The 20,437-nt window shown below is 58.2% G+C and carries 25 protein-coding genes and 1 other RNA gene; 13 read left to right on the forward strand and 13 right to left on the reverse strand.

Annotated features, from left to right (window positions below):
* Positions 1-27 precede the first annotated feature (27 nt).
* The gene (locus tag ACR0DX_RS07885) at positions 28-942 is read right to left on the reverse strand and encodes a 5-bromo-4-chloroindolyl phosphate hydrolysis family protein (protein WP_170352439.1); all 915 of its coding nucleotides are present in this window, start codon (positions 940-942) and stop codon (positions 28-30) included.
* A 175-nt stretch (positions 943-1,117) separates the two neighbouring features.
* The gene (locus ACR0DX_RS07890; RefSeq protein WP_480845703.1) at positions 1,118-1,990 is read right to left on the reverse strand and encodes a pseudouridine synthase; all 873 of its coding nucleotides are present in this window, start codon (positions 1,988-1,990) and stop codon (positions 1,118-1,120) included.
* On the opposite strand from ACR0DX_RS07890, the gene ACR0DX_RS07895 reads away from it, so the two are divergent.
* On the forward strand, positions 1,989-2,444 hold the full coding sequence (locus ACR0DX_RS07895; protein ID WP_170352441.1) for a nucleoside deaminase: 456 nt from the start codon (positions 1,989-1,991) through the stop codon (positions 2,442-2,444). The genes ACR0DX_RS07890 and ACR0DX_RS07895 overlap by 2 nt on opposite strands.
* Before the next feature lie 13 nt (positions 2,445-2,457).
* Here the strand turns inward: ACR0DX_RS07895 and ACR0DX_RS07900 are convergent, their stop codons facing one another.
* A complete protein-coding gene (locus tag ACR0DX_RS07900; protein WP_170352442.1) occupies positions 2,458-3,435 on the reverse strand; it encodes an adenylate/guanylate cyclase domain-containing protein in 978 nt (325 codons plus the stop codon).
* A gap of 7 nt (positions 3,436-3,442) precedes the next feature.
* Entirely contained in the window at positions 3,443-4,135 is a 693-nt protein-coding gene (locus tag ACR0DX_RS07905; protein ID WP_170352443.1) for a metal-dependent hydrolase, read from the reverse strand.
* A 58-nt stretch (positions 4,136-4,193) separates the two neighbouring features.
* Here ACR0DX_RS07905 and ACR0DX_RS07910 point away from each other — a divergent pair, with 58 nt between their 5' ends.
* A complete protein-coding gene (locus ACR0DX_RS07910) occupies positions 4,194-4,844 on the forward strand; it encodes a ceramidase domain-containing protein (protein WP_480845706.1) in 651 nt (216 codons plus the stop codon).
* Here ACR0DX_RS07910 and ACR0DX_RS07915 read toward each other — a convergent pair.
* Entirely contained in the window at positions 4,841-5,404 is a 564-nt protein-coding gene (locus tag ACR0DX_RS07915) for a DUF4202 domain-containing protein (RefSeq protein ID WP_170352445.1), read from the reverse strand. The genes ACR0DX_RS07910 and ACR0DX_RS07915 overlap by 4 nt on opposite strands.
* A gap of 125 nt (positions 5,405-5,529) precedes the next feature.
* Entirely contained in the window at positions 5,530-5,688 is a 159-nt protein-coding gene (locus tag ACR0DX_RS07920) for a hypothetical protein (RefSeq protein WP_170352446.1), read from the reverse strand.
* 225 nt (positions 5,689-5,913) lie between these two features.
* Here ACR0DX_RS07920 and gatC point away from each other — a divergent pair, with 225 nt between their 5' ends.
* The 5 genes from gatC to rnpB all read left to right on the forward strand — a co-directional run bounded on the left by gatC (position 5,914) and on the right by rnpB (position 9,616).
* Positions 5,914-6,201: an Asp-tRNA(Asn)/Glu-tRNA(Gln) amidotransferase subunit GatC gene (gatC, locus tag ACR0DX_RS07925; RefSeq protein ID WP_170325838.1), complete on the forward strand. Its 288-nt coding sequence runs from the start codon at positions 5,914-5,916 to the stop codon at positions 6,199-6,201.
* A gap of 3 nt (positions 6,202-6,204) precedes the next feature.
* Positions 6,205-7,692, forward strand: a complete 1,488-nt coding sequence (gene gatA / locus ACR0DX_RS07930; RefSeq protein ID WP_170352447.1) for an Asp-tRNA(Asn)/Glu-tRNA(Gln) amidotransferase subunit GatA — start codon at positions 6,205-6,207, stop codon at positions 7,690-7,692.
* Between the two features lie 35 nt (positions 7,693-7,727).
* Entirely contained in the window at positions 7,728-8,438 is a 711-nt protein-coding gene (locus tag ACR0DX_RS07935) for a hypothetical protein (protein ID WP_170352448.1), read from the forward strand.
* Positions 8,389-9,090 (forward strand): N-acetylmuramoyl-L-alanine amidase, encoded by a 702-nt coding sequence (locus ACR0DX_RS07940; RefSeq protein ID WP_170352449.1) that lies wholly within the window; start codon positions 8,389-8,391, stop codon positions 9,088-9,090. Before ACR0DX_RS07935 ends, ACR0DX_RS07940 begins: the two co-directional genes overlap by 50 nt.
* A 132-nt stretch (positions 9,091-9,222) precedes the next feature.
* An RNA gene (gene rnpB / locus ACR0DX_RS07945) (RNase P RNA component class A) lies at positions 9,223-9,616 on the forward strand.
* 9 nt (positions 9,617-9,625) lie between these two features.
* Here rnpB and ACR0DX_RS07950 read toward each other — a convergent pair.
* From ACR0DX_RS07950 to ACR0DX_RS07960, 3 genes are all read right to left on the reverse strand, one after another.
* The gene (locus ACR0DX_RS07950; RefSeq protein ID WP_170352450.1) at positions 9,626-9,958 is read right to left on the reverse strand and encodes a GYD domain-containing protein; all 333 of its coding nucleotides are present in this window, start codon (positions 9,956-9,958) and stop codon (positions 9,626-9,628) included.
* A gap of 65 nt (positions 9,959-10,023) precedes the next feature.
* Positions 10,024-10,866, reverse strand: a complete 843-nt coding sequence (locus tag ACR0DX_RS07955) for a DUF2182 domain-containing protein (RefSeq protein WP_170352451.1) — start codon at positions 10,864-10,866, stop codon at positions 10,024-10,026.
* A 12-nt stretch (positions 10,867-10,878) separates the two neighbouring features.
* Complete coding sequence (locus ACR0DX_RS07960; protein ID WP_170352452.1) at positions 10,879-11,514, reverse strand: DUF1326 domain-containing protein; 636 nt, start codon at positions 11,512-11,514, stop codon at positions 10,879-10,881.
* Between the two features lie 293 nt (positions 11,515-11,807).
* On the opposite strand from ACR0DX_RS07960, the gene rpmG reads away from it, so the two are divergent.
* Positions 11,808-11,975: a 50S ribosomal protein L33 gene (gene rpmG, locus ACR0DX_RS07965; RefSeq protein ID WP_010441901.1), complete on the forward strand. Its 168-nt coding sequence runs from the start codon at positions 11,808-11,810 to the stop codon at positions 11,973-11,975.
* Between the two features lie 215 nt (positions 11,976-12,190).
* Positions 12,191-12,697, forward strand: coding sequence for a hypothetical protein (locus tag ACR0DX_RS07970; RefSeq protein ID WP_170352453.1), 507 nt, complete (start codon positions 12,191-12,193; stop codon positions 12,695-12,697).
* A 132-nt stretch (positions 12,698-12,829) separates the two neighbouring features.
* Here the strand turns inward: ACR0DX_RS07970 and ACR0DX_RS07975 are convergent, their stop codons facing one another.
* Entirely contained in the window at positions 12,830-13,606 is a 777-nt protein-coding gene (locus tag ACR0DX_RS07975; protein ID WP_170352454.1) for a Bax inhibitor-1/YccA family protein, read from the reverse strand.
* 180 nt (positions 13,607-13,786) lie between these two features.
* Positions 13,787-13,996: a DUF1127 domain-containing protein gene (locus ACR0DX_RS07980; RefSeq protein ID WP_170352455.1), complete on the reverse strand. Its 210-nt coding sequence runs from the start codon at positions 13,994-13,996 to the stop codon at positions 13,787-13,789.
* 127 nt (positions 13,997-14,123) lie between these two features.
* Here ACR0DX_RS07980 and ACR0DX_RS07985 point away from each other — a divergent pair, with 127 nt between their 5' ends.
* Positions 14,124-15,005, forward strand: a complete 882-nt coding sequence (locus ACR0DX_RS07985) for a LysR family transcriptional regulator (RefSeq protein WP_170352456.1) — start codon at positions 14,124-14,126, stop codon at positions 15,003-15,005.
* A 5-nt stretch (positions 15,006-15,010) separates the two neighbouring features.
* Here ACR0DX_RS07985 and ACR0DX_RS07990 read toward each other — a convergent pair whose 3' ends face one another.
* Positions 15,011-15,967, reverse strand: coding sequence for an NADPH:quinone oxidoreductase family protein (locus ACR0DX_RS07990; protein ID WP_170724344.1), 957 nt, complete (start codon positions 15,965-15,967; stop codon positions 15,011-15,013).
* Between the two features lie 332 nt (positions 15,968-16,299).
* Here ACR0DX_RS07990 and ACR0DX_RS07995 point away from each other — a divergent pair, with 332 nt between their 5' ends.
* The 3 genes from ACR0DX_RS07995 to ACR0DX_RS08005 all read left to right on the forward strand — a co-directional run bounded on the left by ACR0DX_RS07995 (position 16,300) and on the right by ACR0DX_RS08005 (position 18,957).
* Entirely contained in the window at positions 16,300-16,671 is a 372-nt protein-coding gene (locus ACR0DX_RS07995) for a helix-turn-helix domain-containing protein (RefSeq protein ID WP_170352458.1), read from the forward strand.
* Between the two features lie 44 nt (positions 16,672-16,715).
* Positions 16,716-17,507, forward strand: coding sequence for a histidinol-phosphatase (gene hisN, locus ACR0DX_RS08000; RefSeq protein ID WP_170352459.1), 792 nt, complete (start codon positions 16,716-16,718; stop codon positions 17,505-17,507).
* Positions 17,508-17,622: 115 nt separating this feature from the next.
* The gene (locus ACR0DX_RS08005) at positions 17,623-18,957 is read left to right on the forward strand and encodes an 8-oxoguanine deaminase (RefSeq protein ID WP_170352460.1); all 1,335 of its coding nucleotides are present in this window, start codon (positions 17,623-17,625) and stop codon (positions 18,955-18,957) included.
* Positions 18,958-19,019: 62 nt separating this feature from the next.
* Here the strand turns inward: ACR0DX_RS08005 and guaD are convergent, their stop codons facing one another.
* Positions 19,020-20,309, reverse strand: a complete 1,290-nt coding sequence (gene guaD / locus ACR0DX_RS08010) for a guanine deaminase (protein ID WP_480845713.1) — start codon at positions 20,307-20,309, stop codon at positions 19,020-19,022.
* Positions 20,310-20,437: the final 128 nt, after the last annotated feature.

Here is a 20,437-nt window from a genome sequence, read left to right on the forward strand (position 1 = left end):
GAAATCCTCTCTTGCAATAGTGGCCGGTCAGTCCAACCGGACGCCTTCGCGCTGCAACCGTTCGCGCAACACGTCAATTTCAACCGTCAGATCACTGCGGTCATCCAATAGCATCTTGCGGGTTCGAGCCGCGAAATTCTGCTCCAAATCGTCTAGCAATTCCGAGTAACCGGCAAGGGCTTGTGCGTCCCGCGTGCGGGCATAGACATCCGAGAATTTGACGGTCGCATCACGTGCACCTTGCAGATAGACGGTCAGGTATTTGCGCGCACCCGCGAGATCGCGCGGGTCCTCTTCGACCGTACGAAATAACTCGCGCGCAGTGTCCTGAAATCGTTCAACGCGGGCCTCGATCTGTCGGTCGCCTGCGCGTTTGATTGCATCCGTCATCTCGGCCAGATGGGTCTCGGCATCTTCGATCACGCGGGCCACGCGGTCCTGTTGAAAGGTGTCGATGCCCTCCATTCCCTTGTCTTTCATCGGATCCAGTCCGAAAGACACGGAATGCAGCGCCGCGGCAGCGAGACCAAACAGAACAGGCGCGATGATACCGGCGTCTGACGCCGCTGCTGCGTCCAGAAATTCCACTCTGTAAGACGCCAACGCCGTGCCAAGCCCCGTGAGAACACTGGCAAAGATCTTGCGCGGAATAGCGGGCCGTCGCGCCGTTCGACGGGCGTTATAAGCCGCTTCGGCGCGCAGACCCTCGCGCAGAAGAAACGCCGCGCCGGTTAGCAGCGCCGCTGCAATCAGGCCAATGGTCATGCCAAGTGCGCCATCGTTCAGCGACAGAAACACCAATGGTATGGGAGGGATGAACAGAATGTTGGCGCGGGCACCTGCAGGTTCTACCCGGGCGCCGTCGAACTGACCTCGCGACGGCTGTTCGGTCGGGTCGGCTTCACCGTGTGGGCTATATTTTCCGCCATAGCGTTTGGCCATGCGTCTACAAGCCCCCCAGAAGGCCGGTGCACACGCCAAACAACAGCACCACCAGGGCCGCGTAGGCCAGTTTCTGCACTCCGGTTCCGGACATGATGCCCCCAAAAGACGATCCTCACATAAAATTTAGGGCATGAGGGGCGTGTACGCTAGGGGGAAGGTTGCCTAACCCGCGTCACTTGCGAGATTTCTTGCCGATCGGTGCCCGTTTTCTTTGCGGTCGAGCCTTGGGTTTGGCTTGCGTTTCCGGGGCCGCGTCCAAACCCAATTGGTCGCGCATCACGCGGCGACGAATTTCTTCGACCTCGCCGGGCTTCAAGCTGCCCAGTTGAAACGGCCCATAGGATACGCGAAGCAGGCGATTCACGGCGTAACCGATATCCTCCATCGCGCGGCGAATTTCGCGGTTCTTGCCTTCGCGCAAGCCGATGGTCAGCCATGCGTTCGCGCCCTGTTGACGGTCCAGCGAGACGTCCATGGGTAAAAACCGCTCACCTTCAATGACCAGACCTTTGCGCAAGGGGGCAAAATCCTCGTCCTTGGGGCGGCCATTCACCCGCACGCGGTATTTGCGCAGCCATCCGGTCGAGGGCAGCTCCAGCTTGCGCTTGATGCCGCCATCATTGGTTAACAGCAGCAACCCTTCGGAATTTAGGTCCAACCGCCCGACGCTCATGACTCGGGGCATGTCCTCGGGCAGGTTGTCGAAGATCGTCGCGCGGCCCTTTTCGTCCCGCGTCGTCGTCACCAGACCAGGGGGCTTGTGATACAGCCAAAGGCGCGAGGGTTCGGGCTCGGACACCGGCTTGCCGTCAACGGTGATACTGTCTTTGCCGGTGACGTTCAGGGCGGGGCTGGTGATGGCCTTGCCATTTACGGTCACGCGGCCAGCTTCGATCATGCGTTCGGCTTCACGGCGCGAGGCGACACCCGCGCGGGCAAGCACTTTGGCGATCCGGTCGCCGGGAGGAGGGGTTTGTGTCATCCGCAGCCCATAGCGCATCCCGCCGCCTTGCGAAAGACAGGTTTCTGATGCAGTCAGGGGCATGGCATTCAGGTCTTACATGAATATCGCGATAGATCAGGCGCGCGCGGCGGCCGAACGCGGCGAGGTTCCCGTGGGCGCCGTCATTGTGCAGGGTGGCCGGGTGGTTGCAGCAACGGGAAACCGAACACGAGAACTGAATGACCCGACTGCACATGCCGAGATACTCGCTTTGCGCGTAGCCTGTGCCGGGGCTGGGTCCGAACGTCTGCCCGAGCATGACTTGTACGTCACGTTGGAGCCCTGCGCGATGTGTGCTGCGGCCTTGTCTGCTGCGCGTATACGTCGGGTGTATTATGGTGCAGCCGATCCCAAATCGGGCGGCGTGGCGCATGGCGCGCGGGTGTTTTCGCATCCACAAGCGCATCACAAGCCCGAAGTATTCGACGGTATTGCTGCGGCCGAGTGTGAAGATCTGTTGCGCCGGTTTTTTGCTGAAAAAAGAGAGCAAAAATAACTTGATCTTTACTTCAATTCGCAGACCAATCCAGTTGATAGACAACTTGCTGCCCGCCGAATCCTTTCAGCGAAACTGACGCAGGTGGTCTGAATACTAAGTTATCCTCTGCCCCGACCAAAAGGCGCGTTACGTCAGTGACGTGAATTTCGTTTGGCCCGCTGATATCGGTGACGCGGGCTGCCTTGTTGACGACCGATCCGAAAAAATCCTCGTTCCGCTGTATGACATCTCCGGTGTGAATGCCGATCCGCAGCCCAAATGGGGCGTCGGAAGCTGCTGCCGCGTTTCGGCTCTGGATTTCGATCGCCGCCCTTAACGCGTTTTGAGGAGAGGCGAAAATCGACATGGTTCCGTCTCCAAGCGATTTGATCATCCGGCCGCGATTCGCCTCGATCATCTGCGAGGTCAGGGCAAAATGGTCCGCAATAACCTCTGCCCATCTGCGATCACCCAATCGCCGGGTGATCACCGACGAATTCGCGATGTCAGTAAACATGACCGAAGCGGTGCCTTCGGTCTGGTCATGATGAAATTCGTGACGCGCTGCGTCGATCAGGGCGTTCAGCGCAGTGTGCTCGATCCCGATTTTTTCCATGTTCGAGGTGGGATTGGACACATGCGCCTGCACGACTTTCCAAACGCCGTCCTCAAGATGCAAAACAAATGTAAACCGGTGAAATGCAGACTTTCCATTCGAGGCAAAGGTCAATGTCGCGGTGCAATGCGCCCAGCCCGCGTTGCCGCATTCAAACGCTTCCAGGGAGTGTTCATCCCACTCAAAGTCGGGGATTTCTTTCGTGTGATCGGCAAACCCTCGGCGGAAAACTTGCCCCGACCACTCTTCGTTTTCCGCTGATCCTTGATACCGCAGATGCTCAGAAGACGAGAGCATATTGACCAAGGTCGCGCGGTCCTTGAGGCGTACGGCATCGTTCCACCGTCTGACAACGGCGATCAATTCGGGAGAAGGAACGATGCCTTGGCTCATTCGTGCGCTATAGTTTGATCGGCTGCATCACCACGGGCTCGATCACATTTACGCCGGGCAGCCTGTCGATCAGCATTTGCGCGGATTGTTCCAGGATCGGGAATGTTTTGTAGTGGCATGGAATCACGGTTTTGAAATTGAAATACCGCTTGGCAGCGTATGTAGCCCCCTTCATATCCATGGTGAAATGCCCGCCCGCCGACAGGATGCCGATATCGGGTTTGTAGTAGTCGCCCATCCAGTCCATGTCGGCCATTATGTCAGTATCCCCAGACACATATAGCATGTGCCCATTACCCGCGATCATGAACCCAACTTCGCTGCCACCGGTGCGCAAACCATCGGGCGTAGAGAAGGTCGAGCTGTGCGACGCGGGAACCATCGACACCATCACGCCGTTCAGGTTTACCGTGCCACCTTTGTTGAAGCCCACGGTTTCGATCCCTTCGGATTCGCTCCAATACCCCATCAAATCGTATTGGCCGACGACTGGAACCTTAAGGTGCTTGGCCAGTGACACAACATCCGCGACATGGTCGAAATGTGTGTGCGTCAACAGGATGTGAGTTGCCCCCTCAAGGGCTGCGTCGTGCTGGTCTTCGGGCAAAACCGGGTTTCCGGTCAGCCACGGGTCGATCAGCAACACTTGCCCTTCGGTCTCGATGCGAAAGCTGCCGTGACCCAGCCAGATGATATTCATGAAAAAACCTCCCAATCAGTCTGTTGGCTTCAACCTAGCATCGGCTATGTAAAAATTCATGGACTGGTTTCAGGAAATTGACGGGTATTGCGAACGGTTGTCGCCCGCTTATTGGGCCGAGCCGATAAATGCGGTCACGAACGCGGCCTTTCTGGTTGCCGCGTTGATTATGTGGATGCGCGTTCGGGGGCAGGGGATGCCGCTGGCCGTAGCCCTGGTGGCGATTCTGGCTGCGATCGGCGTGGGCAGCTATCTGTTCCACACACATGCACAGGTCTGGGCGGCGCTGGCGGATGTCGCGCCTATCCTGCTGTATATTCTGGTCTACATTTTCGCGATCAACCGTGATGTCTGGCAGATGCGGCCGCTTTTTGCCGCCATCGCTACGGCGTTGTTTATCCCGTATGCAGCCGCGACCATACCTGTGTTCCAACTCGTGCCGGGTCTCGGCGGGTCGGCGGCCTATGCGCCGGTCCCGTTGCTGATCCTGATCTACGCTTTCTTGTTGCGCACGCGCGTTCCGGAAACGGCCAAAGGGCTGGCCATCGGCGCGATAATCCTGATCGCCTCAATTACATTCCGGGCGCTGGATGAACCGATCTGCGGCCATCTGCCGTTGGGTACACATTTCGTGTGGCACATCCTGAATGCGACCATGCTGGGCTGGATGATCGAGGTCTATCGCAGGTACATGATACGTCTACGTTAGTTTTCGAAAGCGGCGGCAAGCTCTTTGGGTAGGTCAAATTCCGTCAATACCCGCGTGCGACCCTCGTCAGACATCTTACGGGCGGTCTTTTCGACGATGCTTTGGATTTTCTCGGCAGAGTGCTTTGCGGCGAAGGGTGCAAAATACCACTTTAGAAACACGAAACAGATCACATCTTCCAGCGCCTGAACCTCGTCGTCGCGCTTGATGCCCTGTTTGCGCAGCATTCGCTCAGCCGCTTCGATGTCGCCGGCGCCATATTCACTAAGCTCCATCAACCCGGCGACGACTTCAGCGTGATGAACCGCTTGCGCTTTGCGCCATGCCAGATAGCCCGCACGACCTTCGGGGTATTCACTGCGCGCAAGCTTCCAACGTTCCACATGCTGACCGCGCGCCGCGATTTGCAGTGGGTCCGAGGCGTTTGGAAACAGCCGGTCCAACTCGGCGGTCATGCGCTGACCGTAGAGCAGGGCGGCAGGTTGGCCATCTTCCAGATTGGGGTCTTGTGCGTTGGCCGCGTCAATCGCGTCCAGAACTGCTTGTTTGCGCGGGTTCATCTTGTGCTCCGTCGAATGGCTGACTTTGTGTCCATCCTAGCGTGTCGTCAGATTAAGCGCAGCAGGCGATTGTATAAAATCCGGGTCGGGGAGAGGAGGACCCGACCCGGACGAAGGGGGTCACATCACTTACCGACCTTCGTTTTATCTTGAGAGACAGGTTCCGAGACCGTTTCGGGGAAGGTCAGGTCGCGGGTCAGGCTGCCCATGGTCGGCCCGAATGCCTGTGCCTGCGCTGCCAGAAGGGTCGAGGTCAGTACAAGGGCGGTCATGAACGTTTTCATCGTCTTACTCCGATTGTGCGTTTCCGTGAGTATGAAGTGAACAGTTCAGTTTAGTTTTTCAAGAGGCAAAGTGAACTAATCGGTTTATTTTTTGCATGGCGGGTATGCTTCATTTGCAGTCGGCTTGGGTCGCCGGGGCGAAAGGCGGGTAAATCCGCCCCCTGCCGCTCTTGCGACCGGGGCGGCAGACAGGTAAACGCCACCTAACGCATATGAGGTTTTCCGATGTCGATTGACCAAAGCACCGCCGCCAAGGTGGCCAAACTGGCCCGGATCAAGGTCGAGGATGACGCGCTGCCCGCGCTGGCATCCGAATTCAACACCATCCTTGGGTTCATCGAGCAACTGAACGAAGTAGATGTTGAAGGTGTCGAGCCCATGGTCTCGGTCGAGCCGATGCGCCTGAAACGGCGCGAGGATGTGGTCACCGACGGAAACCAGCAGGACAAGGTTCTGGCCAACGCCCCCGACGCGCGCGAGGGCTTTTTCGCAGTCCCCAAAGTGGTGGAGTAAGACATGAGCGATCTGAACAAACTGGGCCTGGCCGAGGCCCGCGACGCGCTGCGCAAGGGTGACGTAACCTCGGTCGAGCTGACCGAAGCCTGCTTGAAAGCGATTGATGACGCTGACGCGCTGAACGCTTTTGTCCACAAGACGCCCGAGATCGCGCTGGAACGCGCCAAGACGGCGGATGCCCGGATCAAGGAAGGCGATGCGCCTGCCATGTGCGGTCTGCCGATCGGCATCAAGGATCTGTTCTGCACCAAAGGCGTGCCTTCGCAGGCCGCCTCGAAGATTCTGGAAGGCTTCAAGCCCGAATACGAATCCACCGTGTCTCAGCAATTGGCCGACGCCGGGGCTGTTATGCTGGGCAAGTTGAACATGGACGAATTCGCCATGGGCTCGTCCAACGAAACCTCGGTTTACGGAAACGCGGTCAGCCCGTGGCGGCGCGGCAATGACGACGCGCAACTGACACCTGGCGGCTCGTCGGGAGGCTCGGCGTCTGCTGTGGCGGCTGACCTGTGTCTGGCCGCAACCGGCACCGACACTGGCGGTTCGATCCGTCAGCCCGCCGCGTTTACCGGCATCACCGGCATCAAGCCGACCTACGGCCGTTGCTCTCGCTGGGGCATTGTGGCCTTTGCGTCCTCGCTGGATCAGGCCGGTCCTATGACCAAGAACGTGCGCGATGCGGCGATCATGCTGGAAACCATGTGTGGCCATGACCCCAAGGATTCCACCAGCGCCGAATTGGCTGTGCCGAACTTTGAGGCGATGCTGACCGGCGACATCAAGGGCAAGAAAATCGGCATCCCTAAGGAATACCGTATGGACGGTATGCCGGCCGAGATCGAAAAGCTCTGGGCGGATGGCGCTGAGATGCTCAAAGCTGCTGGGGCCGAGATCGTCGATATCTCGCTGCCGCACACCAAATACGCGCTGCCTGCGTACTATGTGATTGCCCCGGCCGAGGCGTCCTCGAATCTGGCGCGCTATGACGGCGTCCGCTATGGCCGCCGCGCCACGCTGGCGCAGGGCGATGGCATCACCGAAATGTACGAGAAAACTCGCGCTGAAGGCTTCGGTCACGAAGTTCAGCGCCGCGTGATGGTCGGCACCTATGTGCTGTCGGCGGGCTTCTACGACGCCTACTACAACCGCGCCCGCCGCGTACGTACCCTGATCAAGAAAGACTTCGAAGACGTCTTTGCCGCAGGTGTCGACGCAATCCTGACGCCCGCCACCCCGTCAGCGTCGTTTGGGCTGGGTGAGATGACCGAAGCCGATCCGGTGCAGATGTATCTGAACGACGTCTTCACCGTCACCGTGAACCTTGCTGGCCTGCCCGGTGTCTCTGTCCCGGCAGGTCTGGACGCACAGGGCCTGCCGTTGGGTCTGCAGTTGATCGGACGTCCTTGGGAAGAGGGTGATTTGCTCAACACGGCCTACGCGCTGGAAAACGCCGCCGGGTTTGTGGCCAAGCCGGGCAAATGGTGGTAGGTCTGTGCGCAGGCAAGACAACACGGAGCAGCCGGATGCGATTTACGTTTCTGATCCCCGCAATCGGGTTTGTGGCCGCCTGCAACACGGTGGCCCCAATCCAGGGGACCGACTTCAATACACCGTCTTATCAGGCGCAGCGTGAGGCCCAATTGGCTGGCCAAGGCTACACGGGCAACCCTCTGGTCGGCCCAGTAGACGTGTCAGAGCAGGCGCTTGGCGCGCCGGGTACAGCACTGCCCCCATCGGGAGACAACGCAGACCTGGCCTCTGCTACTGCGGCGGCATTGGCTAGTACTTCTGCCTCTGGTGCACCTTTGACCGCTCCGGTTGCGACAGAGCTTCCGAGCAACAACGCCATCTCGGATGAGCAGGATTTTGGGGCTGTATCTGACCGCCGATCCATCGAGTCAGATGCGGCACGGATCGAACAGAATCGTCAAACCTACGAGGTGGTTGCCCCAACAGCGATCCCTCAGCGGGGCACTGATGGACAGCCCAACATTGTGCAATACGCGTTAAGCACTTCAAATCCGGTTGGTACGCAGCTCTATAGTCGGGCAGGGTTCAACCTACAGGCCAAGGCGCAAAGAAATTGCGCAAAATTCCCGTCGGCGGATCAAGCACAGATCGAGTTCCTATCCAATGGTGGCCCGCAGCGCGACCGTAAGGGGTTGGACCCAGACGGAGACGGGTATGCCTGCGGCTGGAACCCCAGCGCGTTTCGCAGTGCCGTCAACAACTGACCTGACTCCGATCTGGCACCCTTCCCCCAATTTCGGCTCACGCAGGGACGGGTTGGTGCCGTCGCTGGTCGTTCTGCACTATACCGCAATGAACAGCGCCCAGGCAGCGTTGGATCGCCTCTGCGACCCGCAATATGAGGTGTCCGCCCACTACCTGATCGGTTGTGGCGGCACGCTCTGGCAGATGGTGCGCGAAGAAGACCGTGCCTGGCACGCCGGGGCAGGTGAGTGGCGCGGCCAAACTGACATCAACTCGCGCTCGATCGGGATCGAGCTGGACAATCGCGGCGACCACCCCTTTTCCGAGCCGCAACTGGTGACACTCGAAACCCTTCTGCTCGCAATTTTGTCGCGCTGGAAAATCCCGCCATCCGGCGTGCTCGGTCATTCCGACATGGCTCCGGGTCGCAAGATCGACCCCGGCCCGCGCTTTCCTTGGTCTCGGCTGGAACACCAAGCCCTTGCCGCCCAATCGGGCGCAGGCGATTGCCCACAAAACCTCACACAAGACGCGTTCCGCGCTGCTGCCCGCGCCGCAGGCTATACTGCCCAAACCGACGACGATACGCTGCTGGCAACTGTGCGCCTGCGTCACCGTCCAAGTGCAACAGGCCCCTTGCACCCTGCCGATTTTGCCGCGCTTATCCCCTAGGACCTGATCCGTCCTTCATCTGGCCAAAAACACCTCGGGGTTGAATTGGCCGTAGGCCAAGAAGGGGCTGGCCCCTTCTACCAACCAATCCACCCTTGACGCCGCCTGGCCCAAAGCCTAACCAGCCCACGCGCGGAGGGCCGGATGGCCGCTGGGGTCGCAAGGCCCGAGAGGAAAGTCCGGACTCCACAAGACAACGGTGCCGGGTAATGCCCGGGCGGGGTAACCCGACGGAAAGCGCCACAGAAATCAGACCGCCACACGCGTGTGGTAAGGGTGAAACGGTGGGGTAAGAGCCCACCGCGCCGCTGGCAACAGCGGTGGCACGGCAAGCCCCACCGGGAGCAATGCCAAATAGGGTCCCCGCGCGGGCCGGTCGGCGCCCGCCGATACCGCCGCTAAGCCTGTCTTGGCCCAGAGGGACCGGGTTGGCAGCTTGAGCCGCGCAGCAATGCACGGCCTAGAGGAATGGTCATCGAAGGGGGTAACTCCGGAACAAGATCCGGCTTACAGGCCCTCCGCGCATATTCCCCGCTCACTTGCCCGGGGGTGAATAGGCTCCGGCAAGTTTGGCAGCTTTTTTCTGAATCGCGACAAAATCCTTGGCCTTCCATGCGCGAACAGTCTCGACCTTGGAAACTGCGCCCGAGGCTGCGACGGCCATGCCGACGGCGACCGCATCAGTTCCGTCCGGTGCCTCGCTGATAACAACCACGTCGTTTTCGCCAGTTGTCACATAAAAAGCCAATAACTTGCCTCCGACTTTCTTTAAAAGAGCTTTCACCGGTCCCGTCCGATCCGCCGGCTTCTTAAGCATCCCACGGACACCGTTCTGCGAATAAGTGGCATATGTAATGAAAATTGGCATGTCTACCTCCTGAAAAAATGAAGGGGACCCTTAAGTTGGCCGGCCCCGAAAGCCGAGTATTTTGATCACGTCACCGGAATCGAAAGCCCTGCGATCAACCAAGCACCGAATACGATCAAGACAATGCCGGTCAGGGGAACCAGCCATCTTGCATGCGGGATAAGTTTTTCCAGCGCGACATACACGGCGATCCCGACAATCCAATAAAGGTTCATAACGCCGCCAACAAACAGCAGCAGCATCAGCGCCCAGCAGCACCCAAGGCAATACGCCCCATGCAGTGCGCCGGTACGAAAGGCGCCAACTGCACCCGGTCTGCTGTGGTCGGCCAAAAAATGCGCAGGGTTGCGGCAATGACGCAGGCATGCAGTTTTCAGGCTGGACAGTTGATAGAGCCCGGCCGCCAACAGAATAATCCCGGCAAAGGTTCGGGATCGGATCGTCATCATCGGCCCGTCGGATAACCCGGCTTGTTCCAACCCCCATTGCGCTCCTGTTGCCAATGCGCTGAAGGCCGCCCAAGTCACCAGATACCCGCTCAGAAAAACCATGCTCAGGACAGCGGACCGGGCCTTTTCTGGCCCCATGCGTTTGATCGCGGTATAAAGCAAAACGGTAGGAGCAGCGCTGGGTGTCATCATGGCGACCATCATCACCCACCACATTAGAAAAATAAGGATGGCGTAGGGCAGGGACCACGCCGTTTGACCTGCCATTGTCATTGGCTCTCCGATCGGTCCGGCCATGCGGGTCATGTCCACTGCGGACATGTTCATACCAATGCCAACTGTTGTGTACCACGCAGCGCCAAGGACGACCGCGAGGACACTCAGCAACACGATTAGTCGGTCATGGCGTAAAACACGATCAATGGCTCCGGCCGAGGCCGGGTCGTTCTCAGAGGTCATGATCGCACCTGTTCACGCGCCAAGAACGCCGTGGCCTGATATGTTAAGATGCGCCAAATGCGCGTGGGTGGCGTCAAAGCTCAGGCTGATCTCGCCACCCGTTGTCTGTGCTTTCCCCGAGGCGGCCTCGGCCTGACGATATTCAAAACCATTCGGTAATTGTATGGATGCCCGATGGGGCAGACCCGATACGATATGTGGAATCGGATTGACCTCAAGATCGAAGACACCATGAACCTTTGCGTGGCCTGTGCGGTCTTCGCGGGACCAGCTCAACTCGATCGGTACATAGAGTGTTTCGTGTTTGTTTGGTGCCATGGCGCTGTAGACGAACCAGAATGTCGCCATTTCATCCGTGTCCTGACCAGTCATGATAGCTTGCATCGCCGCCCGCTGATCGGCCGAGGCCGAGACGTCGATCACCAATTGCATTTGGCCGTTGCCTTCGTGAATCGGGCCCGGCCAATAGTAGACGCCTGCCGCGCGGATTCCCGCAAGATCGGTGTCTCCGTAGTGGCCGCTTTGGATATCATAAACAACAACCGCTTCGCAGTTGCCATGCGTCGGCAAAACGCTGAATTGGCACGGGCAACCGAAGTTGCAGTTGCAATTGGCCAATTCCTCGGCCTGAAGTTCCCATTCCGTCATAATAGCCCCCCAAGTGTACGGCATGATAAAACCGCGCTGCCCCAGGGTTTTGCCTGTGATCCGATGCCTCGTGCATCCCGCCGGAATGCAGCCTTTTGGCCTGCTCCGACCACAGAACTGTATCACGGAACCGTGATCCCGCCAAATCGACACAGTTCGGCTGACGCGCGCCAGATGGAATTGTGCGGAAAAGACACCGATTCAGGTTGACTCGGCTGTGCGACCGGGTAAAAGCGCACGCTCATAGGAATTCAACCGAAAGGCCCCTGCCTTTTCGGACGCAGGAGATAACCATGGCGAAGCCGACGACAATCAAGATCCGTCTGAACTCGACCGCGGGCACGGGCCACTTCTACGTGACCAAGAAAAACGCGCGTACCATGACCGAGAAAATGACCATTCGTAAATACGATCCGGTCGCTCGGAAACATGTCGAGTACAAGGAAGGCAAGATTAAGTAATCTGCCGTCCCTCTTGGACAGCTTAGAAGGCCTCGTGTTTACGGGGCCTTTTTTCGTTTGAAACTGGTTGGATGGTGGATCTCGGACGACCTTGTGCTGCATCTGTGCCGTTGCAACGGCGCATCAGGCGTAAAGCTATTCGCTACGGCTGCGGGTTGCTTTTTGGAACGCCTTTCTCATACGCTTCAGCTAATCGTTCCAAAATGTTGGCCGTCATGAAAAAAATCTTGTTATCCACAGCTACCGTTCTGGCCCTTGCGGCCTGTGAAGACCCTTACAACCGCTCAGGTGTCGGCTTTACCGGCATTGATGGTGAGCCCCGGACAATTGCGGATGTTCCGGGTGCGGTCGCCTTCCTGCCTGAGGCAACGAACGTACCCGCAGAACTCGCCGTCTTGCCGGCGGTGCCCGTGACGACAAGCGAAACCGATCCGCAGAAAATCGCACGGATCGCGATTGACAATGGCGGCCGCAGTGACGCCAATTCAGTCGTGCTGACCGGTTCAGACACAAACCTGTTCCTTAGCACAGTCAGCGTAAACGGAACGCTTTATGGTGTGTTGCGCACCGCGAATAACTCGACCCGTATCGACAACGAAATCGGAGCAGCCTTCGGTCGTAACGCCGAACAGTTCACTGGTTGTTTGCCTGCAGGTAATGTGTTCCGCAAAGGGTCGTCGCAGCGCAGCTCGGGGTTTGCTGTTCCTCTGAACTGCAGCTGATCTTTTCTTTAAGCCGTCTAAGACAAAAGGCCCTCACCGGATAGTGGGGGCCTTTTTTGGTGTACTAAATAGTCCGCGAAAAAAAAGGGCGAGCCATTGGCTCGCCCTGAATTGCGTGGTCTGAAGACCGCTTTACTCGCGGTTGCCGAACAACTGCAACAGGAACATAAACATGTTGATAAAGTCGAGATACAGGCTCAGTGCGCCCATGATCGCTGCTTTACCCAACCATTCCTGATCACCCGAATGGGCCATTTGCAGGTAAGTGGTTTTGATGTTCTGCGTGTCGTATGCGGTCAGTCCAGCGAAGATCAGTACACCGATGACCGAGATTGCAAAGGCCATGGCCGAGGATGCGATGAAAATGTTCACGATCGATGCTACGATCAGACCAATCACGCCCATGATCAGGAACGTGCCCATCGCCGACAGATCTTTCTTGGTCGTGTAGCCATACAGCGACAGCCCCGCAAAGGCGATGGCGGTGATAAGGAAGACCTGAATGATCGACTCGCCGGTAAAGACCAAGAAGATCCAGCTGATCGAAACGCCCATAACGGCTGCGAACAGGTAGAATACCGTCTGCGCAGCTGCTGCCGACATACGGTTGATCCCAGCGCTAAAGCCAAAAACAAAGGCCAGCGGCGCGAACATGATCACCCATCTCAGCGGCGATGAAAACAGGGCGGCACCTAGCGATGTCAGGTATTTGTCAGCACTCAGTTGCGCCGCTGCCGCCGATGGGTCGGTTGTTGTTGCCAGGCCGGCAATTGCCCAAGCCGCCGCAAATGTTATCAGCATGCCGACGGACATGGTGCCGTAGACTTTATTCATGTGGGCGCGCAGGCCCTCGTCAATCTGGGCAGCGCGCGCGCCGGCCGCCGTCCGGATCGTGTCAAATTGTGCCATAAAAGGGTCTCCCTTCGTTAATTCCTTGCGCGCCCGCGAGAGGGCGGCGTTCCCCGCAAATATCGGCAACTGCGGGCAAGCTTTCAAGGGTTTAGCGCAGGATTCCGGTTAAAACTGACAACAAAAATGGCAACCTGCTGATGCGGATCGCCATTCCAGGAAAAAAGATCAATTTAAAAATCATCTTTGCCAGAATTCCGGCGCATCCCAGATTTTGCGCGAGGCCTCTGCCTCGGCCTGTTCGCGGGTGATTCCGATGTCTTCCAACGCGCGGGCATCCAGTCGAGCCAGAGTGCAGCGCTGGCGATACAAAGACACGGCGTCCAGCAACGTTTTCAAGCCAAACCGGCGGCGCGGTGGACAGGGCTGGTGGAGTGCAACTTGGGTCATAATTTATGTCCTTTCCTTTATTTGCGATGAATATCGCCTGTCTCATCAACTTCCTTGATTTATATGGCGTGGTATGACACATTTTAAAAATGAATGTTTTTGATCTGATCCATAAGGAATCGTGAAGATGCGAAATCTCGATATTACGACGCTGCGATCCTTCGTGGCTGTAGCCGACCAAGGCGGAGTAACCCGCGCTGCCGGGTTCCTGCATCTGACGCAATCTGCCGTCTCAATGCAGCTGAAGCGTTTGGAAGAGCTTTTGGGTCTGGATCTGTTGGACCGCAGCGGTCGGACCATTGCCCTGACACCCTCGGGCGAACAGCTGTTGGCGTACGCACGGCGTATGGTCGCTTTGAATGATGAGGTGATCTCGAAGCTGACGGACCAAGCCTATGAGGGAGAAGTCGTGCTTGGTGTACCGCATGACATCGTATACCCGGCCATTCCGCGTGTTTTGAAGCAGTTCAATGCAGATTTCCCTCGGGTGCGCATCCAACTGGTGTCGTCTTTCTCATTGCAGCTCAAGGATATGTTCAAGAAAGGCGAATGTGATTTGATCCTGACAACCGAGGGCGGGGCGGCCGATGGTGCTGAATCGATCGCAGAATTGCCTTTGCGCTGGGTCGGTGCGCCGAATGGGTCTGCTTGGCGTAAGCGTCCATTGCCCTTGGCCGAGGGGCGCCGGTGCCTTTTCCGACCCAAGGTGATCAGCGCCCTTGACGCACAGGACATTCCCTGGGAACTGACCGTCGACGCCGAAGATGATCGTACAATCGAGGCAACGGTCAGTGCCGACTTGGCTGTAAGCGCGATGCTGGAAGGGACCGAGGCCGCACATCTCGAGCTTATCGACTCCGGCGGTGCTTTGCCCGATCTGCCTGTGCAGATGATCAACCTATACGGTGGAGAGGCGGGCCGAGGTGATGTGGTCGAGGCCTTGGCTGCTTTGGTCCGTCAAAATTTCCGCATGTTGGTCGGCACGCCCTTGAAGGCGGTCGCGGGGTAGGGTGGTCAGATAGTGATCACGACCTTTCCGGTCGCGGTCCGATCCCGTAGCATCTGCAAACCTCTGGCTGCTTCGGTCAGCGGAAACGTATGACTGATATGAGGTTTTATGCGCCCTTCGGTATGCCACTGGAACAGGGTTTGAAAGCTCTGCTGCACGATTTCCGGGCGGAAGTTCAGATACCCACCGATGTAAAAACCTATAACGGTCAGGTTTTTGACCAGCAGATGATTCGCTGGGATTTGCGGGACTTCGCCGCCGGCAAAGCCGATTGGCACTAATCTTCCTTCGGGGTTTGTGGCGCGAAATGCGGCTTTGAACACATCGCCGCCGATTGCATCATAGACGACATCAGCGCCGCCCAATTCCTTGACCCGCATGCGAAGGTCCTCAGAGCTATCAATCAAGTGATCCGCTCCCGCCTTGCGGGCCACCTCCAGCTTTTCAGAGCCACGTGCCTGCGCGATGACGGTAGCCCCCATAAGTTTGCCGATTTCAACCGCAGTTAAGCCAACGCCTCCGGCGGCGCCGGTGACTAAAAGTGTTTCGCCCGGTTGCAGCTGCGCTCTGTGATCCAAAGCCATATGCCCTGTTCCGTAGGCAATCTGGATCGCGGCGGCGTCTTCAAAGCTCATGTTGCCTGGCATCGGGATCGCCCGCGCAGCCTCGAATACACCATACTCGGCTAGCCCACCTTGGCCTGAATAAATGGCGATGCGATCGCCCGGATTAAGGTGCGTGACGTCGGGCCCGCAGCTGTCGACAAGCCCAGCGATTTCCATGCCCTGGGTGAATGGGGCCGGAGGCGTGTCCTGATACGTACCCTTTTGCATCAACAGGTCGGCAAAATTCAGGCCACAGGCTTTGATGGCAACGCGAATCTGTCCTGGACCGGGCTCGGGTATGTCCAGATTGCACAGCCGGGGTTCGGCCCCGGTGGTTTCGATTCTAAAAGCCTGCATCATCTTGCTCCGTGTTTGCGGCATAGATTCGGTTTGTCCGACCGTTGTCAATTCATTACCGGACGAGACAACCTAAGGCAGCGCGAGAATTACATAATATTGCAATGCGTGTATGCGTTTATGTCTATTTCGATTGCACAACCATAAACCATTGTTGGGCAATCTCGATTCAACCCGCTTGAAAAAATCACCAAAAGGCGCAATATTGCGCTATGGTGCTGATTTGGGGGCATGTTCCAAATTAGGGAGTGGTAAAGCGCGACTCGCTAGTGATGCGGTGGTGGTGTACGCCGTGCGTCCCTGGGAGTTGTGTGTAGTAGAGGAGAATACCGATGACCCATCACGTCGATGTCCATGTGGGCAAGCGCGTACGGCATCGCCGTTGGCTGATTGGGATGACTCAACAGCAGCTGGCGCAGCAGGTTGGTATCAAGTTTCAGCAAATCCAGAAGTATGAAACAGGGGCTAACCGAATCAGCGCATCCCGCCTGTGGGACATTGCCGAGGCACTAGATGTTCCGGTCAGCTTTTTCTTTGAAGGTCTGGAAGAGGCTGAAAAAGAAACCGCTGGCAAGAAATCGGTTCCTGCGGATCTGATGGGGGACAAGGAAGCACTGGATCTGGTCCGCTCGTATTATGCGATTCCTGAAAACCAGCGCCGCCGTCTTTTCGAACTGGCTCGGGTTCTCAGCGACGTCGCTTGAATTAGCGGGTTGACTCTGATGCCTGTGATCCTCACGGGTGTCGCATGCAACAGATCTCGCTCAGTGATATAGAAGTAGCACAGGAAATGGCCGACGCCGCGCGCGAGGTCATTCTTCCTTTTTTCCGGAAACCGGATCTGGAAACCTCGAACAAGCTGACTGACGGGTTTGACCCGGTCACTGTCGCGGATCGGGCGGCGGAACAAGCCATGCGGGCGGTTCTGGCGCGTCACCGTCCAGACGATGGCATTTTTGGCGAAGAATATGGGCAGGTCGAGGGTCTCAGCGGTCGAACCTGGGTGTTGGATCCGATCGACGGAACCCGAGGCTTCATCAGTGGTACTCCGACTTGGGGGGTTCTGATTGCCCTCAGCACTCAGGACGGACCCGTCATGGGGGTGATTGATCAGCCCTATATTGGCGAGCGTTTCATAGGGTCGGCGGATATTGCCGAGGTCTCAGGTCCGACTGGTACGCAACCTTTGAAGACGCGCGCGACAGAAACGCTGGATCAAGCCGTTTTGTTTACCACGTTCCCCGAGGTGGGAACTTCGGAAGAACGCGCAGGATTTGAATCCGTAGCGCAGCACGTACGCCTGACACGTTACGGCATGGATTGTTATGCCTACGCGTTGTTGGCAGCGGGGCAGGTCGATCTGGTGATTGAATGCGGCTTGAATGCCTATGATATTCAGGCACCCATCGCAGTGATCGAGGCTGCAGGCGGTATCGTGACTGACTGGCAAGGTGGCCCGGCACATCAGGGTGGACGCGTGCTTGCTGTGGCGAATGCTGACCTGCATGCCAAGGCGCTGGCCATTCTGCACGACGTTTGAAACAGGTTGATGCGGGGGCGATGGTCAGGTAGCGTTCATCCCGCTGGTTCTTGAGCCCGTTTTCCGCCAGCCATCGCACTCCATGCATGAAACGGGCATGTGCAAGGAGGGCGAAGTGACAGAATTCCTTATCAAAAACGCAGATTCAATCCTGACCATGGATGACGCGCGCCGTGAACTGGCGGGTGCGGATATCTTGGTCCGGGGCGGTCAGATTGCAGCGATTGGCCATGGGCTGACAGCGCTGGGGGACGTGCACGATGCAGCCGGATGCGTCGTCACGCCGGGTCTGGTTAATACGCACCACCACCTCTATCAGACGCTCACGCGGGCGGTTCCCAATGGGCAGAATGCATTGCTGTTTGGGTGGTTGCAGACGCTCTACCCGATCTGGTCACGATTTGGGCCGGAAGAGATGTTTGTCTCGGCTCAGATCGGGCTGGCCGAGCTTGCTTTGTCGGGCTGCACCCTGAGTTCGGATCACCTGTATCTTTACCCCAACGGCGCAAGATTGGACGATACCATAGCCGCGGCGGCCGAGATTGGCCTGCGTTTTCACCCGACCCGAGGCGCGATGAGCATTGGCGAAAGCGACGGGGGCTTGCCACCGGACGCTTTGGTTGAAAAGGAACAGGCAATCCTAGACGACATGATCCGCGTGGTGGACGCCTTCCATGATCCGTCCGAAGGCGCAATGTGCCGCGTCGGGCTGGCCCCCTGTTCGCCGTTCTCGGTCAGCCGCGACTTGATGCGGGATACAGCTGTTCTGGCGCGGGACAAGGGCGTGATGCTGCACACCCATCTGGCCGAGAATGACGAGGATATCGTCTATTCTCAGGCCCAATTCGGCTGCCGTCCGGGGCAATATGCCGAGGATCTGGGCTGGACGGGTTCGGACGTCTGGCACGCCCATTGCGTTAAGCTGGACGGGGCCGAGATTGACCTGTTCGCCCGCACGCAAACCGGCGTCTCCCATTGTCCCTGTTCGAATTGCCGTCTGGGGTCTGGGATCGCCCCGGTCCGGGCGATGCGGGATCGCGGCGTTCCGGTGGGTCTGGGCGCGGACGGCTCGGCCAGCAATGACAATGGCAGCCTGATCCTTGAAGCCCGGCAAACCATGCTGCTGCAACGGGTCGCAAACGGAGCCGATGCGATGTCTTCCCGCGAGGCACTGGAAATCGCCACGCGCGGCGGTGCGGATGTGCTGAACCGCCCTGATTGTGGCCGGCTAGAGCCCGGAAAACGCGCCGACATTGCGATCTGGGACACGCGTGGCATCGAAAGCGCAGGCAGCTGGGACAAGGCCGCGCTGTTGTTGTCCGGTCCGATGAAGGTCAAACACCTGTTCGTCGAAGGCCGCCAAATCGTGCGCGATGGGCAGATCACAACGCTGGACCTGCCCAAAATCATCGAAACCCAAAACCGCCTCGCCCGCGCGTTGGCGGGCTAGGTGCGGATCCGCTTTTCATCTGACCAAAAATATCCCCGCCGGAGGCATGGGCCGCAAGCCCATCAAACTGAAACAGCCCGCCCCCCGACCCAGACCTCTGCTATGGCGCGGTCGTCACCCATCATGATGGTGGGAAAGATCGCCTCCCATATATCGTCCGCACAAGCTTCGCGCTGGGCGATAGCAGGGGTTGAGGCCAGATCAAGCACAACCAGATCCGCTTCCATACCCGGCTCAACGTTTCCGATCCGGTCGTCCAGCCGCAGCGACCGCGCCGATCCCACGGTGCCCAACCACAACAGCTGCGCCGCGTGCAGGGGCGCGCCGCGCAGCTGGCCGATTTCATAGGCCGAGGCCATCGTGTGCAGCATCGAAAAGCTCGACCCGCCGCCCGTATCCGTGGCCAGCCCTACCCGGTGCCCGTCGCGCATCAACCCGGTCATGTCGAACAGGCCCGAGCCAATGAACGTATTCGAGGTCGGGCAATGGATCAGCGCCGCGTCCACCTCGCGCAGACGATCCCGTTCGCGCGCCTCCAAATGGATGACATGGCCGTAGACGCCATGCGATCCCAGCAGGCCGAATTTCTCGTAGGTATCCAGATAATCCCGCGCCTCGGGGAACAGATCGCGGACCCATTTGATCTCATCGGTCTGCTCGCTCAGATGGGTCTGCATCAGGCAATGAGGATGCTCGGCCCAAAGCGCGCCCATGGCCTCAAGCTGTTCAGGGGTCGAGGTGGGTGAAAAGCGCGGCGTGATGGCATAGGACAACCGGTCGATGCCGTGCCATTTCTCCAACAGCGCTTGCGACTGGTCATAGGCGGTCTGCGCCGTGTCCCGCAGCCCGTCGGGCGCGTTGCGATCCATACAGGTTTTCCCCGCGACCACCCGCTGATTGCGGGCCTGGGCTGCGGTGAAAAACGCGTCCACACTTTCGGGATGAATGGTGCAGAAACTGCACATGGTCGTTGTGCCGTGTGCCGCCGTCAGGTCCAAATAGCGGTTGGCAATCTCGGCGGCATAGGTCGGGTCGCCGAACTTCATCTCTTCGGGGAAGGTATAGGTGTTCAGCCAGTCGATCAGGCGTTTGCCCCAGCTGGCGATCATCGCTGTCTGCGGGTAATGCACATGCGCATCCACGAACCCCGCCATGATCACGTGCTGTCCGTGATCGACGACCGCCGCCTCAGGGTGATCTGCGCGCAGGCGAGTGGCCTCCCCTACGCCAGCAATGCGGTCGCCGTCTATCAGAACCGCCTCACTGATTTTCACCGCATCAGTTGGGTTGCCGTCAAAGGGCGAGCCCTCAAAGCTCAGCACACGGCCTTTCAGCAGCGTTTTTTGCGCCATTTTTTGTCATCTCCGCCTGTATGGGGTGTGGAAACACCATAGGGCGGCGAAACTTGTCGGTAAATCGCCGCATTGTCATTGTTTTCCGGTAGCTGCTTCTTCTAATTAGAGGCCAATGACCAGAACAC

It is taken from the genome of Ruegeria sp. D3 (assembly GCF_056534465.1).

Bases quoted from the DNA above. Each gene is read 5' to 3' on its own strand.
- ACR0DX_RS07920 (WP_170352446.1), bottom strand. From the start codon at position 5,688: ATGAAAACGTTCATGACCGCCCTTGTACTGACCTCGACCCTTCTGGCA.
- ACR0DX_RS07985 (WP_170352456.1), top strand. From the start codon at position 14,124: ATGCGAAATCTCGATATTACGACGCTGCGATCCTTCGTGGCTGTAGCC.
- ACR0DX_RS07980 (WP_170352455.1), bottom strand. From the start codon at position 13,996: ATGACCCAAGTTGCACTCCACCAGCCCTGTCCACCGCGCCGCCGGTTT.
- gatA (WP_170352447.1), top strand. From the start codon at position 6,205: ATGAGCGATCTGAACAAACTGGGCCTGGCCGAGGCCCGCGACGCGCTG.
- ACR0DX_RS07950 (WP_170352450.1), bottom strand. From the start codon at position 9,958: ATGCCAATTTTCATTACATATGCCACTTATTCGCAGAACGGTGTCCGT.
- ACR0DX_RS07995 (WP_170352458.1), top strand. From the start codon at position 16,300: ATGACCCATCACGTCGATGTCCATGTGGGCAAGCGCGTACGGCATCGC.
- rpmG (WP_010441901.1), top strand. From the start codon at position 11,808: ATGGCGAAGCCGACGACAATCAAGATCCGTCTGAACTCGACCGCGGGC.
- gatC (WP_170325838.1), top strand. From the start codon at position 5,914: ATGTCGATTGACCAAAGCACCGCCGCCAAGGTGGCCAAACTGGCCCGG.
- ACR0DX_RS07955 (WP_170352451.1), bottom strand. From the start codon at position 10,866: ATGACCTCTGAGAACGACCCGGCCTCGGCCGGAGCCATTGATCGTGTT.
- ACR0DX_RS07910 (WP_480845706.1), top strand. From the start codon at position 4,194: ATGGACTGGTTTCAGGAAATTGACGGGTATTGCGAACGGTTGTCGCCC.
- ACR0DX_RS07890 (WP_480845703.1), bottom strand. From the start codon at position 1,990: ATGCCCCTGACTGCATCAGAAACCTGTCTTTCGCAAGGCGGCGGGATG.
- ACR0DX_RS07940 (WP_170352449.1), top strand. From the start codon at position 8,389: ATGCCTGCGGCTGGAACCCCAGCGCGTTTCGCAGTGCCGTCAACAACT.
- ACR0DX_RS07970 (WP_170352453.1), top strand. From the start codon at position 12,191: ATGAAAAAAATCTTGTTATCCACAGCTACCGTTCTGGCCCTTGCGGCC.
- ACR0DX_RS07895 (WP_170352441.1), top strand. From the start codon at position 1,989: ATGGCATTCAGGTCTTACATGAATATCGCGATAGATCAGGCGCGCGCG.
- ACR0DX_RS07905 (WP_170352443.1), bottom strand. From the start codon at position 4,135: ATGAATATCATCTGGCTGGGTCACGGCAGCTTTCGCATCGAGACCGAA.
- guaD (WP_480845713.1), bottom strand. From the start codon at position 20,309: ATGGCGCAAAAAACGCTGCTGAAAGGCCGTGTGCTGAGCTTTGAGGGC.
- ACR0DX_RS07935 (WP_170352448.1), top strand. From the start codon at position 7,728: ATGCGATTTACGTTTCTGATCCCCGCAATCGGGTTTGTGGCCGCCTGC.
- ACR0DX_RS07915 (WP_170352445.1), bottom strand. From the start codon at position 5,404: ATGAACCCGCGCAAACAAGCAGTTCTGGACGCGATTGACGCGGCCAAC.
- ACR0DX_RS07900 (WP_170352442.1), bottom strand. From the start codon at position 3,435: ATGAGCCAAGGCATCGTTCCTTCTCCCGAATTGATCGCCGTTGTCAGA.
- ACR0DX_RS07960 (WP_170352452.1), bottom strand. From the start codon at position 11,514: ATGACGGAATGGGAACTTCAGGCCGAGGAATTGGCCAATTGCAACTGC.
- hisN (WP_170352459.1), top strand. From the start codon at position 16,716: ATGCAACAGATCTCGCTCAGTGATATAGAAGTAGCACAGGAAATGGCC.
- ACR0DX_RS07975 (WP_170352454.1), bottom strand. From the start codon at position 13,606: ATGGCACAATTTGACACGATCCGGACGGCGGCCGGCGCGCGCGCTGCC.
- ACR0DX_RS07885 (WP_170352439.1), bottom strand. From the start codon at position 942: ATGGCCAAACGCTATGGCGGAAAATATAGCCCACACGGTGAAGCCGAC.
- ACR0DX_RS07990 (WP_170724344.1), bottom strand. From the start codon at position 15,967: ATGCAGGCTTTTAGAATCGAAACCACCGGGGCCGAACCCCGGCTGTGC.